This window comes from Flavobacterium sp. 90, from assembly GCF_004339525.1.
GTDB lineage: Bacteria > Bacteroidota > Bacteroidia > Flavobacteriales > Flavobacteriaceae > Flavobacterium.
In genome coordinates, this window is sequence record NZ_SMGE01000001.1 from 3103370 (window position 1) to 3116925 (window position 13556).

Sequence of the window (13556 nt, forward strand, 5' to 3'; positions counted from 1 at the left end):
CTTCAGTTTAACGCCCCTAAACAAAAAGAATAAATGCTTTCCAATAAAAAAATGCACTTCGAAATTTCCGAAAGAAAAGTTTTACTCCGTATTTGTGATTCTTTTTTTGTGTTGTCAGTTTTGTACTTGCTAAGCTTAATATTTGATTACCATTATTTTGTTTTAGAGAGTGGTAACTACTTTCGACCAGTTTTACTTATTTGTTATATCAATATTTTTGGGACCATCTTTGAAATGTATAATTTGCAAGTTGCCAGCAATCAATTTCAAATTCTGCGAAGTGTTGTTCTAGCCATAACAACAGCAGCATTGGTTTATTTATTTACGCCTATTTTATCTCCTGAACTTCCTAAGCAGCGTTTAATAGTATTGATTTTTTATTTTTCGATACTGATAGTCTTATTATTATGGCGTTTTTTTTATGCTATTTTTTTGGCATCACATCGTTTTTCACAAAATGTAGTTTTAATTTGTGATCAGGATCAGGTTGAGGGATTAGTTTTAGGACTCGAAAACGTAGATCCGCATTATAAAATTATTGGATTTGTAAATTCAGATTCAATTTCCGAAGAAAATCTAAACTTTCATTACGTAAAAGAAATCAAAAAGAGCGATTTAGAATCTTTTGTAAGCAAAAATAATGTTTCAGAGATTGTCATTGCCTCTCAAAAAACCGATGGAATTACCGCCGATTTATACCAACAATTATTACATTTATTAGAATCAGGGAATATAATTAGAGAATACACACAGGTTTATGAAAGTAAAACACAGCGTATTCCGGTTCATTATATTGCCAGAGATTTCTATCGCTTTTTCCCTTTTAGCCGAAGCAATAATAATAAGCTATATCTATCAGTAGTTAGGCTTTTTGAGTTTTCTTTATCTTCTATTGGTTTGTTAATTTGTGCCGTTTTTATACCGTTAATTTTTATTGGAAATCTGATTGGCAATAAAGGAAGTTTGTTTTATACGCAAGAGCGAGTAGGGAAAAACGGAATTGTTTTTGAAATCTATAAGTTTAGAACAATGGTCGAAAATTCAGAAGCTGGCGGGATTGTTTTTGCAACTTCAAATGATAAACGCATAACTCCATTTGGAAAATTTATGCGTAAGTCAAGAATTGATGAATTACCGCAATTTATCAATATTCTAAAAGGCGATATGGCGGTTATTGGCCCAAGACCCGAAAGACCATTTTTTGTTGACGAAATTGCTCAAATAATGCCTTTTTATGAAACAAGACATGTTATAAAACCTGGATTAACCGGTTGGGCGCAAGTAAACTATTCTTATGGAGAATCTATCGATGAGAGTTTAATAAAGCTTCAGTACGATTTATACTACATCAAACACCGAAGTATCTTTCTGGATTTGAGTATCACTTTTAAAACAATTACAACTGTTTTATTTTATAGAGGACAATAATTTAGATAATAATCGGAATACGTTTTTTATTTCGAATTGCAACTCTTGTTAAAACAAATCCGCTTGTAATTATCATTGGTAAAGTAATAAAGAAGTGCGCTTTGTTCACCAATAAAATAATGTAAAGTGCCAGAAACATCAAATGTAAAACGGCAAATCTATAAGTCCATCTTTTGTTTTTTAGTACTGAAAAAAGAAGTAAAATCAATAAAAGAGGGCTGAATAAAAGTACATTATAATTCATCGCCAATTCCAGGTGAAAAGAATAAAATCCCATAACAACAAAAAATATTCCCACAAAAGATAAAATCAAAAGATAGATTTTGTCTACTACTTTGTTATGCGCTAAGACGATAAAAGCAAGAATAACCAGATAAGTATAAATGTTATTCCACCATGAACTTGGTGTTTCTTTTTCAAAACTTAGGAATGTTTTGGTTTTGTTTACCAAAGGATGATTCTGAAAATTCGTTTTTTCTAAACTGTTTTTCAAATCAAATGGCAAAAATATTTTGGTTCCTAATTGGTCTACTTTAGTTCCAAAAATTAGACTTGTTCCTAATTGATCATAAAAATGTCCATCAAAGTAAGGAAACAAAATAGAACGATAAGTAATATCAGTTTCTCCTTTTTTCGTAATTACTGTTCCGCCTAAAGTTTTATTGATAATATCAACGACCATTGAAGTACAGTTTTTATCAATAAATTTATAAGTATAATAACGATCTTCGGAAAGTAATGTAGTGTTTAAATTATCGAAAAGGTTTTGTTTTAAATCCTGCGGAATAATTAATTCTTGCTCAAAAACACTTCTTTTTTCATTCGTATATTCATTAATGAAATCTGGAAATGGATGAACAACTACAAAATATTGTAAATCACCTTTGGCAAACTTCATTACAAAATTTGGAGTCGAAAAGTCAAAAGCTCCATAATTGTAAACAAGGTCAATATTGTTTACAGGATCTGCAACACGAATAGCAGTATGACCAAAATAAGAATAGGTTTCGTTGCCTAATCCGCAAGTAATAACGCTAATTTTTGCATCTTTTGATAAAGGTATATTTTGGCTAAAACCAATAAAACTTAGTAATAATAGTAGAATAAAAAGTGTTTTTTTGAAAATGACATTTTTCATAATTTAAAATTTTAAGAAGTTTAATGATTAGTAAATATTATCTAAAGATACCTAAATCTACCTTTAATGAGAAAATATTTGAGTACAAAGCTGTACTTTGATTACCCAAATCAGTCAGCGCATAATCAACCTGAATGCCTTTGTACTTAAAACCCAGACCAATATTGGGTTGGAAATTTACTTTTTCGGTATTGTCCAATTGTGTAACATTTTGAAAATTTCCTGCTCCGGCTCTCAAAAAAACAAGATCGGTATAGCCAAATTCAAAACCAAGTGCAGGATCGATACTTACTGCTTTGGTCGAAATTATATCATTAGTTCGCTCAAAACGCATATTCAAATTTGAGGCAACTAATAGACTGTAATCATTGTGGAAATCAAATCTTTTTGAAACTCCTAATTGCGCTTTTGGCAAAGTTATTTCAGTACTTTCCGGTAATTCATTGTTTTCACCCGGAATAGCGTTGGCAATTTTTGCATATTCTTTCTCATCAATATTCCAGACATTGTAAGTCGTTGTAATATCGCGAAGCATCAAGCCAAATTTCCAGTCATTTCGTTCAAACTGTAATCCAACATCGAAACCAAAACCCCAGGAATTAGCAAATTTTCCGATAATTCGTCTGATCACTTTTGCATTAACGCCATATTGAAATCCTTCTACCGGAAGTTTTCTGGCATATGAAAAAGTAAAACCATAATCAGCCGTAGAGAACAAACTAATTCGGTTATAATCGATGTTTCCCTGATTATCGATTAATTGTGTAGTGTCCATAATATCGTCAACACCAAAACGAATCATCGAAATTCCCCAGGCACTTCTGTCATCAATAGGACTTGCATAACCTATATAATCGTATTGAGCGATATTTGCAAAATAATTAGCGTGCATCAAAGATATTTGATGATCTTCGAGATTAGTCAAACCTGCGGGATTCCAGTAAACAGAGTTTACATCGTCTGTAGAAGCAACTACGGCACTTGACATTGCCAATGCTGCAGCATCAACACCAATATTCATAAATTCATTCGAATATTTCCGAACTGTTTGCCCATATTGTACTGTGCAGCAACTAAATAATAAAAACGCAAGGATTTTCTTCAACGGATCTTTTTTTGCAAACCGAAGTCTGTTTTAATTTTTACCAAAAATATAATATTTTACGCAGGAAAATTATTCCTTTTGATAAATAATGCTAAAGAATCATTTTGCTTGATAAGCTTTTTACCAAAGAAGAGATTGCATTCAAAATTTAGTAACAATTTTTATTACCAAGTAACATTTTTTATTACTAATAGTAACAATGTTATTTATTTTATGCGAAATTTGTCGTTTGAAATTAAAACCATAAATCATGAATATTAAAAAACACATTCCTAATTTAATCACATTAATAAACCTTTTTTGTGGCTGCATAGCAGTCGTTTTTATTTCGGAAGCCAATTATGAAATGGCTTTTTATATGGTTTGTTTAGGAATCTTTTTTGATTTTTTTGATGGTTTTTTTGCCAGATTGTTCAAAGTTTCAAGTCCACTTGGATTACAGCTTGATTCATTAGCAGATATGGTAACCAGTGGTGTAGCGCCAGGTTATGTTATGTATAGCTTGTTTGTAAACAGTGCTCATGAATTGGGAACAAATCCAGCGATTCCGTTTTTAGGATTTATTGTAACGCTGGGATCTTGCTATAGATTGGCAAATTTTAATATTGATACACGTCAAACTGATTCGTTTATTGGTTTACCAACTCCGGCGAATTCACTTTTTATTTTAAGTCTGCCTTTAGTTTTAAAATTTTCAGATTCTTTAATGGTTTTGGAAATATTGACGAATCAATGGGTTTTACTTGTAATCACATTATGCAGCGCTTATATTTTGAATGCTGAAATTCCATTATTTGCATTAAAAATCAAAAAGTTTACGGTAAAAGACAATGTACTTCAAATTGTATTTTTATTGATTTCATTACTATTGGTAGTGACACTTCAGTATATTGCAATTCCTTTGATCATCATTTTTTATGTGTTATTGTCAGTGGTGAATAATTTGTTTTTGAAAAAGTAGTTTTATTTGAATGGCAAGAAAAACGACCACACGTAGAACTTCTTATTCCAGAAAAGCTAAGCCTCAAAGGTCATTTTTAGCAACAGGACTTCGCTTTATTATTTATTGTTTTTTAGTATTACTTTTCTTTGCATCAATCTATCATTATCGTGATGGATTGAAGTATTATCTTGGTTTTAAATCAAGCAAAGTTTTAGGCGAAGATGAGGTTGATAAACACCTTTCGGATGTTCGAAATATTCGGGTTCTCGAGAATCACAAAGGAAAAGTAGTAGGTATTGATGTTTCAGAATTTCAAGGAACCGTTGAATGGGATGAAGTTGAGGTTTTAGACGAAAAATATCCTGTAAAATTTGTTTTTGTTCGAGCAACAGCCGGAAACGACAAAGTTGACAGGCAGTTTAAGAAAAATTGGGAAGGAGCAAAAGAGCATAAAATTATGCGAGGTGCTTATCATTATTATCGTCCGAATGAAAATTCTATCGAGCAGGCAAATCTTTTTATTAAAACTGTAAAATTGAAAAAAGGTGATTTACCGCCTGTTTTAGATATTGAAAAATTGCCAAAGAATCAGCCTTTAGATAGCTTGAAAAAAGGATTAAAACGTTGGTTAAATAAAGTTGAAGCACATTATCAGGTACGTCCAATTATTTACACAGGAGAACGTTATTATGATGATTTTTTGAAAGAAGAATTTGGAGAATATTTATTCTGGATTGCCAACTATAATTTTTACAGAGAAAAAATCGAACCGGATTGGCTTTTTTGGCAATTTACAGAGAAAGCTTCTTTGCCGGGAATTAAACACAGAGTAGATGTGAATATATACAACGGAGATTTAGAGCAATTGCAATTTATAACCGTTGAGTAAGGTATACAGTATTCAGTCGCAGTATTCAGTTTTCACTGAGACTGGGTAAGGTTTACAGTATTCAGTCACAGTATTCAGTCACAGTATTCAGTTTTCATTGAGACTGCAAACTGCGACTGAATAGTGTGACTGAAAATTTTTTATTTAAGTTGCGTCAAAGTGTAAATGAAGAAAAGGAAAGCGATAGTGATTAAAATTGCTTTTGTATTTCCGAAGTTTACGGTAAATCCTGCCCATTTCATTCTTTTTGGAACAAACATTCTTTTGTCATCCTTATTATAATAAAACATTCCTAAATGCCAATTATTAGGATCTTTGTGCCAGTTATTATAATCTTCCTGATTAGGTTTTTGTGGAATCATATTTTTTAGTTTTCAGTTGCAATCACAGTTTTTAGTATTTCACTGCGACTGAAAACTGCGACTGAATACTTTTTTAGAATTCTAATTTTTTCTTACGCAATTCGAAGTTTTGTCCAAGATAAACACGGCGAACCATTTCATCTTCAACTAATTCTTCCGGAACTCCGGCTTTCAGGATTCCTCCTTCAAACATTAAGTATGTTTTATCGGTAATCGCTAAAGTTTCCTGAACGTTGTGATCGGTAATTAGAATTCCGATATTTTTGTTTTTTAGCTGTGCTACAATTCTTTGAATATCCTCAACTGCAACAGGGTCAACTCCCGCAAAAGGTTCATCTAATAAAATAAACTTTGGATCAGTTGCTAAAGCACGTGCAATTTCAGTACGACGACGTTCACCTCCCGAAAGTAAATCTCCACGATTGGTACGAATATGTTCTAAACTAAATTCTTCGATTAAACTTTCCATTTTAGCAATTTGTTCTTCTTTTGAAAGCTTAGTCAATTGCAAAACACTTAGAATATTGTCTTCAATGCTTAATTTTCTAAAAACAGAAGCTTCTTGTGCTAAGTAACCAATTCCTTGTTGTGCACGTTTGTACATCGGATAATCAGTAATATTCAAATCATCAAGATAAATATTTCCTGAATTAGGTTTTACCAATCCAACAATCATGTAGAATGAAGTTGTTTTTCCAGCACCATTTGGACCCAAAAGTCCCACGATTTCTCCTTGATTTACCTCAACAGAAATTCCTTTTACAACGCTACGACCTTTATAGGTTTTGATTAAATTATCGGCTCTTAGCTTCATTTTTTTAATTAGATAATTAGATAATTAGAAAATGAGATAATTGGAAAAACTAACTCATGTTCAATTTTATAATTTGATTCGAAAGGCAAAATAAATGTAAAATAATCAATACGATAAATCAATTAACAAATTATTGCGTTTTCAAAAGTTAGAATTTGTACTTTAGAATTAAATAATTATGAACATTTCGAAAAATTATCTAATTATCAAATTGGCACATTTTCTAATTAGCAGCTTCTTCTTCCAAAGCTTCCCAAAATTCGTAAGCTCTTCTTAAATGCGGAATTACAATTGTTCCTCCAACCAAAGTTGCGATTCCCATTGCTTCCATCATTTCTTCTTTTGTAACTCCTTCTTTATGGCTGGTTTCTAAGTGATATTTTACACAATCATCACAACGTAAAACCGCCGAAGCTACTAATCCTAAAAGTTCTTTTGTCTTTACATCAAGAGCTCCGGGAGCATAAGCATTGGTGTCAAGATTAAAAATTCGCTTAACAATTTTGTTATTGTCAGCTAATAATTTTTCGTTCATTTTAGAACGATAGTCGTTAAATTCTTGTATGATATCAGACATTTTCTTTCATTTTATTTCTATAAACAACCTTCGAAATCAGAATACTCACTTCGTAGATAAGTAACATTGGTATTGCAACAATAGTTTGACTTACTACATCTGGAGGAGTTACAATTGCAGCGATAACCAAGATAATTACTACGGCATATTTCCAATATTTTCTTAAGAAAGTGGGTGTTACTAATCCTAATTTAGTTAAGAAATAAATTGCAATTGGTAATTCAAAAAACACAGCACTTCCAAGAATACTTGTTTTTACCATTCCCATATAAGAATCAAGTGTAAATTGATTTTTTACCACATCACTTACAGAGAAAGTGGCAACGAAATTTACCGACATTGGAATTACAACATAATAACCAAACAATACTCCCAAGAAGAAAAGTAAAGAGGAAACGAAGATAAATACTTTCGCATTTTTACGCTCTTTCTCATATAATGCCGGGCTGATAAATTTCCAGATTTCCCATAAAATATAAGGGAAACTTAAGATGAATCCGGCTAAAAGACACATCCAAACGAATATGTTTACCTGACCTTCCATTTCTGTATTCTGAATAATAAAATTCAGCTCAGTAATACAAATACTATCAGCAAATCCTAATTGATGTGATAAATCACAAAACCATCGATAAGTAAAAAATGAGGGTCTTATTGGTCCTAAAATAATTTGATCAAACAGATAATCACTTACGAAATAAGTGAAAAATCCCATGATGCAAATTGCTATTGTACTCCTAACTAGTAACCATCTTAATTCTTCAAGATGGTCTAAAAATGACATCTCGCCAAGGTTTTTTTTTGCCATTATACGATTCCTTCTTTTAAAATGTCATGTAAATGTAATACTCCTTTGTACTCGCCGTTGTCTGAGACAATCAGTTGTGTTATTGAAAAATCTTCTAAAATATTTAAGGCGTCAACCGCCATAGTTTCTGAAGAAACAAATTTAGGGTTTTTCGACATAATATCTTTTGCGGTTAAATCTGCAATAGTATCTACGTCATTTAGCATTCTTCGGATGTCTCCGTCAGTAATAATTCCGATAATTTTATCATTTTCAATAACGGCTGTTACGCCTAATCTTTTTTCTGAGATTTCAAAAATTACCTTTTTAACCGAAGTTTCCGGAGAAACTTGAGGTTTTAATGAATGTTCGATCATATCTTTTACACGAAGCAATAGTTTTTTTCCTAAAGCCCCGCCAGGATGATAAACGGCAAAATCTTCAGGTTTAAAATCTCGCATTTCCATTAAACAAACTGCAAGAGCGTCACCCATTACAAGTTGTGCCGTAGTACTGTTTGTTGGTGCTAAATTTATTGGGCAAGCTTCCATATCAACTGTTGTGTTCAAAACATAATCAGAACCTTTGGCTAAAGCCGAAGTGATATTTCCGGTAATCGCAATTAAAATATTTCCAAAACGTTTTAATAAAGGTACTAAAACTTTTATTTCAGGACTATTACCGCTTTTTGAAATACAAATAATAATATCTTCTTTTTGAATCATTCCCAAATCTCCGTGAATTGCTTCTGAAGCATGTAGAAACATAGAAGGTGTTCCTGTTGAATTAAAAGTAGCAACCATTTTTTGAGCAATAATCGCGCTTTTTCCAATGCCTGTAACGATCAATCGGCCTTTGGTTTCGTAAATACGTTGTGTTGCTTCGTAAAAATTTTCGTCCAAAAAATCAATTAACTTTGTAATTGCTTCACTTTCAGAGAGTATGGTTTTTTTGGCGATAGCCAATATATTTTCTTTTGTGATCAAAACAGAATATTTAAAATTTGTATGTATAAAAGAAAGTTGTATCTTTATGTGTTGCAAATTTATACAAAATATCCATTAATATAAAGAATGAATTCAAACGAAATTGAAATACACAAGGAATTAAAGAAGTATTTCGGCTTTAGCCAATTTAAGGGCTTGCAGGAGCAAGTCATTACGAGTATTTTAGATAAAAAGAATACTTTTGTAATTATGCCAACAGGCGGTGGAAAGTCTCTTTGTTATCAATTACCCGCTTTAATTCAGGACGGAACAGCAATCGTTGTCTCTCCTTTAATTGCTTTGATGAAAAATCAGGTTGATGCGATTCGAAGCCTTTCTTCAGAAAACGGAATTGCGCATGTGCTAAATTCCTCGCTTACCAAAACAGAAATTGCACAAGTAAAAAAAGACATCACTTCTGGTTTAACCAAACTTTTGTATGTCGCTCCGGAATCGTTGACCAAAGAAGAATATGTGGCTTTTTTGCAAAGCGTGCCAATTTCATTTGTTGCGATTGATGAAGCACATTGTATTTCAGAATGGGGGCATGATTTTAGGCCTGAATATCGAAATCTGAAAAATATAATTAAACAATTAGGTAAAGTGCCAATTATTGGACTTACCGCAACAGCCACCCCAAAAGTTCAGGAGGATATTCTGAAAAACCTTGATATGTCTGATGCAAATACTTTTAAAGCATCATTCAACAGACCGAACTTGTACTACGAAGTTCGCACAAAAACTAAAAATATTGAGTCGGATATTATTCGATTTATCAAACAACATAAAGGCAAATCCGGTATTATTTACTGTTTAAGCCGTAAAAAAGTAGAATCGATTGCCGAAGTTTTACAAGTTAACGGAATCAGCGCCGTTCCTTACCACGCAGGTTTAGATGCTAAAACCCGCGCTAAACATCAGGATATGTTCCTGATGGAAGACGTAGATGTGGTTGTGGCAACAATCGCTTTCGGAATGGGAATTGACAAACCAGACGTTCGTTTTGTAATTCATCATGATATTCCAAAATCACTAGAAAGCTATTATCAGGAAACTGGTCGTGCGGGACGTGATGGAGGCGAAGGACATTGTCTGGCTTACTACTCCTATAAAGATGTAGAAAAGTTAGAGAAATTTATGTCCGGAAAACCAGTTGCTGAACAGGAAATTGGTTTTGCTTTATTGCAGGAAGTTGTGGCTTACGCCGAAACCTCAATGTCGCGTAGAAAATTCTTATTGCACTATTTTGGTGAAGAATTCGATAGCGAAACAGGCGAAGGTGCAGATATGGACGACAATGTTCGTAATCCTAAAACCAGAATTGAAGCTCAGGAACAAGTTGTTAAATTGTTGGAAATTGTTCGTGATACCAAACATATTTATAAATCAAAAGAAATTGTGTTTACATTAATTGGTCGCATAAATGCGGTAATTAAAGCACATAAAACAGATACGCAATCCTTTTTTGGATCAGGTTCAGATCATGACGAGAAATATTGGATGGCTTTACTTCGACAAGTTTTAGTTGCAGGTTATTTGTCTAAAGATATTGAGACTTATGGAGTAGTGAAAATCACCAAAGAAGGTTTGAATTTCATTAAAAAACCAGAATCATTTATGATGTCTGAAGATCATGAATACAATGAAACTGAAGATGAAGCAATCGTAACAGCATCAAAATCATCCGGAACTGCCGATGAAGTTTTAATGGGAATGTTACGAGAACTCCGTAAAAAAGTAGCCAAAAAACTTGGCGTTCCTCCTTTTGTTGTTTTTCAGGATCCTTCACTTGAAGATATGGCTTTAAAATATCCAATGACTTTAACAGAGTTATACAATATTCACGGTGTCGGAGAAGGAAAAGCTAAGAAATACGGAGGAGAATTTGTTGCACTAATCAGTCGTTATGTAGAAGATAATGATATTATTCGTCCAGACGATCTTGTGGTGAAATCTACAGGAGTAAATTCTGCGAATAAATTATATATCATTCAAAATATAGATCGAAAATTATCTTTGAACGATATTGCTTCTGCCAAAGGATTATCTATGGATGCCTTGATCAAAGAAATGGAACAAATCGTTTACTCGGGCACAAAACTGAATATCAAATATTGGGTTGATGATATGCTTGATGATGATCAACAAGAAGAAATTCACGATTATTTCATGGAATCAGAATCAGATAAAATCGAAGACGCACTTAAAGAATTCGATGGCGATTATGATATTGATGAATTACGCTTAATGCGAATTAAATTTATTAGTGAAGTAGCTAATTAGATATAAGTTAAATGTGAGATGTAAAATGTATTTCAGTTTCATCTCACATTTTTCATTTTACAGATTACTCAGAATAAACTTCTCCTCGATGCGGTTTCAAAGCATCTCGTACCTGAATCATATTTTCATCGGTTACAACCATAAAAGCAATAGCTTGCATTTCGTTTATGATTTTAAAACCCGTAATATTCAACGGAAGTTTTTCTATCGCGATATATTCTTTGAGATGAATTTCATGATGTTCGGCTGTTTTTGCAGAAGCCGGACCACGAAAATCCCAAATCAATTTTATTTTTCTAGACATTTTTTTTAAGGTTCAAAGGTTCAGGGTGGCAAAGGTACAAAGTCTATTTTGAAAAAAAGGTTCTGAGTTTTTTTTCTGTAGAGACGCACTGCAGTGCGTCTAACTGTTCTTGCAATATTTATAGATTTTGCGATGAAGAGAAAGTTGCTGTAGAATTAACCGCAAAGTGCGCTAAGGTTTGGTTTTTCTTTATGCATAAAACACAAAGTTCACAAAGCTAAATCAACACAAAGCTTTGCGAACTTTGCGTTTTTGTAAAACCATACTGTTAAAAAAACTTAGCGCACTTTGCGGTTAATTACATAATCTCATTTCAAAATAGTATTTTTGCATGTTCTTTTCATAGATAGAAAAGCTAATTGAATAAATAAAATAAAATGCCAAGAGAACTTTTACTTCAGGTAACTCCAGAAATTGCTGCAAACGAATTGTTGCTTAAAGACTATTTGTCTAAACAAATAAAGGTTTCTCCTAAGGAAATTCAACATGTTTCTATTTTAAAACGATCAATTGATGCGCGTCAAAAAGCGATCAAAATCAATTTGAAAGTGGTTATCTATTTACAAGGAGAGCTGTTTCAGGAAACTAAAATTGAGCTACCTATATATAAGGATGTTTCATCAGCGCAAGAAGTGATTGTAGTTGGAGCAGGTCCGGCTGGACTTTTTGCAGCTTTGCAATTAATCGAATTAGGCTTAAAGCCAATTGTAATTGAACGCGGAAAAGATGTTCGCGGTCGCCGACGTGATTTAAAAGCTATTAACGTAGAACATATCGTAAACGAAGATTCTAATTACTGCTTTGGCGAAGGTGGAGCCGGAACTTATTCTGATGGGAAATTATATACGCGTTCTAAAAAACGTGGTGATGTAACCAGAATCCTGGAGCTTTTAGTTGCATTTGGAGCTTCTGAAGATATTTTGGTAGAGGCGCATCCACATATTGGAACTAATAAATTACCGAAAATCATCGAAGATATCCGAAATAAAATCAGAGAGTTTGGAGGTCAGGTTTTATTTGATACTCGAGTTACAGATATCTTAGTGAAGAATAATGAAGTCGAAGGAATTGTAACGCAAACGGGCGATAAAATTCTGGCTAATAAATTGATTTTAGCAACTGGACATTCGGCACGTGATATTTTTGAATTATTAGATAAAAAGAAAATATTTATCGAAGCAAAACCTTTTGCTTTAGGAGTTCGTGCAGAACATTCGCAACAATTAATCGATAGCATTCAATACAGTTGTGATTATCGTGGTGAACATTTGCCACCGGCGCCATATTCAATTGTGAAGCAAGTAAATGGTCGCGGAATGTATTCGTTTTGTATGTGTCCGGGTGGTGTAATTGCGCCTTGTGCCACAAGTCCGGGCGAAGTGGTTACAAATGGTTGGTCGCCATCTAAACGTGATCAGGTTACGGCAAATTCAGGAATTGTAATCGAGTTGAAATTGGAGGACTTCAAACCTTTTGCAAAATTTGGAGCTTTGGCAGGGATGGAATTCCAAAAAAGTATCGAACAAAAAGCATGGCATTTGGCTGGTGAAACTCAAAAAGTTCCGGCACAACGAATGGTTGATTTTACTCAAAATAAAGTTTCGGCTGATATTCCTAAAACTTCTTATGTTCCCGGAACGACTTCGGTAGAAATGGGACAGGTTTTTCCGGGTTTCTTATCGCAAATTCTGCGTGAAGGATTTAAAGAATTCGGAAAATCTATGCGTGGTTATTTGACCAATGAAGCAATTTTGCACGCTCCGGAAAGCAGAACTTCATCTCCGGTTCGTATTCCGAGAGATCCAATAACTTATGAGCATTTGCAAATAAAAGGTTTGTATCCGTGTGGAGAAGGTGCAGGTTATGCAGGCGGAATTATATCTGCAGCAATCGATGGTGAAAAATGCGCTTTGATGATTGCAGAGACTTTAAAATAGCAT

General features: G+C 33.3%; 13 protein-coding genes. 5 read left to right on the forward strand and 8 right to left on the reverse strand.

The genetic code is table 11. The features are described 5' to 3' along the window. Nucleotides 1-33 precede the first annotated feature (33 nt). A complete protein-coding gene (locus C8C83_RS12805; RefSeq protein WP_121328903.1) occupies nucleotides 34-1428 on the forward strand; it encodes a sugar transferase in 1395 nt (464 codons plus the stop codon). 1 nt (nucleotide 1429) lies between these two features. Here the strand turns inward: C8C83_RS12805 and C8C83_RS12810 are convergent, their stop codons facing one another. Together C8C83_RS12810 and C8C83_RS12815 are read right to left on the reverse strand one after the other, a co-directional pair. After that, complete coding sequence (locus C8C83_RS12810; protein WP_121328904.1) at nucleotides 1430-2566, reverse strand: DUF4105 domain-containing protein; 1137 nt, start codon at nucleotides 2564-2566, stop codon at nucleotides 1430-1432. A 37-nt stretch (nucleotides 2567-2603) separates the two neighbouring features. Beyond that, nucleotides 2604-3587, reverse strand: coding sequence for a PorV/PorQ family protein (locus tag C8C83_RS12815; protein ID WP_121328905.1), 984 nt, complete (start codon nucleotides 3585-3587; stop codon nucleotides 2604-2606). A gap of 334 nt (nucleotides 3588-3921) precedes the next feature. Between C8C83_RS12815 and C8C83_RS12820 the strand changes: the two genes are divergently transcribed. Together C8C83_RS12820 and C8C83_RS12825 are read left to right on the forward strand one after the other, a co-directional pair. Beyond that, nucleotides 3922-4632: a CDP-alcohol phosphatidyltransferase family protein gene (locus tag C8C83_RS12820; RefSeq protein WP_121328906.1), complete on the forward strand. Its 711-nt coding sequence runs from the start codon at nucleotides 3922-3924 to the stop codon at nucleotides 4630-4632. Nucleotides 4633-4642: 10 nt separating this feature from the next. Continuing rightward, on the forward strand, nucleotides 4643-5503 hold the full coding sequence (locus C8C83_RS12825; protein WP_121328907.1) for a glycoside hydrolase family 25 protein: 861 nt from the start codon (nucleotides 4643-4645) through the stop codon (nucleotides 5501-5503). 140 nt (nucleotides 5504-5643) lie between these two features. Here the strand turns inward: C8C83_RS12825 and C8C83_RS12830 are convergent, their stop codons facing one another. The 5 genes from C8C83_RS12830 to C8C83_RS12850 form a co-directional block, all read right to left on the reverse strand. Continuing rightward, nucleotides 5644-5865 carry a DUF5808 domain-containing protein gene (locus tag C8C83_RS12830; protein ID WP_121328908.1) on the reverse strand — a complete coding sequence of 74 codons (222 nt, stop codon included), beginning with the start codon at nucleotides 5863-5865 and terminating at the stop codon, nucleotides 5644-5646. A gap of 73 nt (nucleotides 5866-5938) precedes the next feature. Further along, nucleotides 5939-6679 (reverse strand): LPS export ABC transporter ATP-binding protein, encoded by a 741-nt coding sequence (gene lptB / locus C8C83_RS12835; RefSeq protein WP_053470913.1) that lies wholly within the window; start codon nucleotides 6677-6679, stop codon nucleotides 5939-5941. Between the two features lie 223 nt (nucleotides 6680-6902). Beyond that, the gene (locus tag C8C83_RS12840; protein ID WP_007803834.1) at nucleotides 6903-7256 is read right to left on the reverse strand and encodes a carboxymuconolactone decarboxylase family protein; all 354 of its coding nucleotides are present in this window, start codon (nucleotides 7254-7256) and stop codon (nucleotides 6903-6905) included. Then, nucleotides 7249-8064, reverse strand: coding sequence for a twin-arginine translocase subunit TatC (tatC, locus tag C8C83_RS12845; protein WP_099709468.1), 816 nt, complete (start codon nucleotides 8062-8064; stop codon nucleotides 7249-7251). The genes C8C83_RS12840 and tatC overlap by 8 nt, the downstream gene beginning before the upstream one ends. Then, nucleotides 8064-9029: a KpsF/GutQ family sugar-phosphate isomerase gene (locus C8C83_RS12850; protein WP_165877237.1), complete on the reverse strand. Its 966-nt coding sequence runs from the start codon at nucleotides 9027-9029 to the stop codon at nucleotides 8064-8066. Before C8C83_RS12850 ends, tatC begins: the two co-directional genes overlap by 1 nt. 87 nt (nucleotides 9030-9116) lie before the next feature. Here C8C83_RS12850 and recQ point away from each other — a divergent pair, with 87 nt between their 5' ends. Next, nucleotides 9117-11312, forward strand: coding sequence for a DNA helicase RecQ (gene recQ, locus C8C83_RS12855; RefSeq protein WP_121328909.1), 2196 nt, complete (start codon nucleotides 9117-9119; stop codon nucleotides 11310-11312). Nucleotides 11313-11376: 64 nt separating this feature from the next. Here the strand turns inward: recQ and C8C83_RS12860 are convergent, their stop codons facing one another. Then, nucleotides 11377-11616, reverse strand: coding sequence for a hypothetical protein (locus C8C83_RS12860; protein ID WP_121328910.1), 240 nt, complete (start codon nucleotides 11614-11616; stop codon nucleotides 11377-11379). 377 nt (nucleotides 11617-11993) lie between these two features. On the opposite strand from C8C83_RS12860, the gene C8C83_RS12865 reads away from it, so the two are divergent. Continuing rightward, on the forward strand, nucleotides 11994-13553 hold the full coding sequence (locus tag C8C83_RS12865; RefSeq protein ID WP_121328911.1) for an FAD-dependent protein: 1560 nt from the start codon (nucleotides 11994-11996) through the stop codon (nucleotides 13551-13553). The last annotated feature ends 3 nt before the right edge of the window (nucleotides 13554-13556 follow it).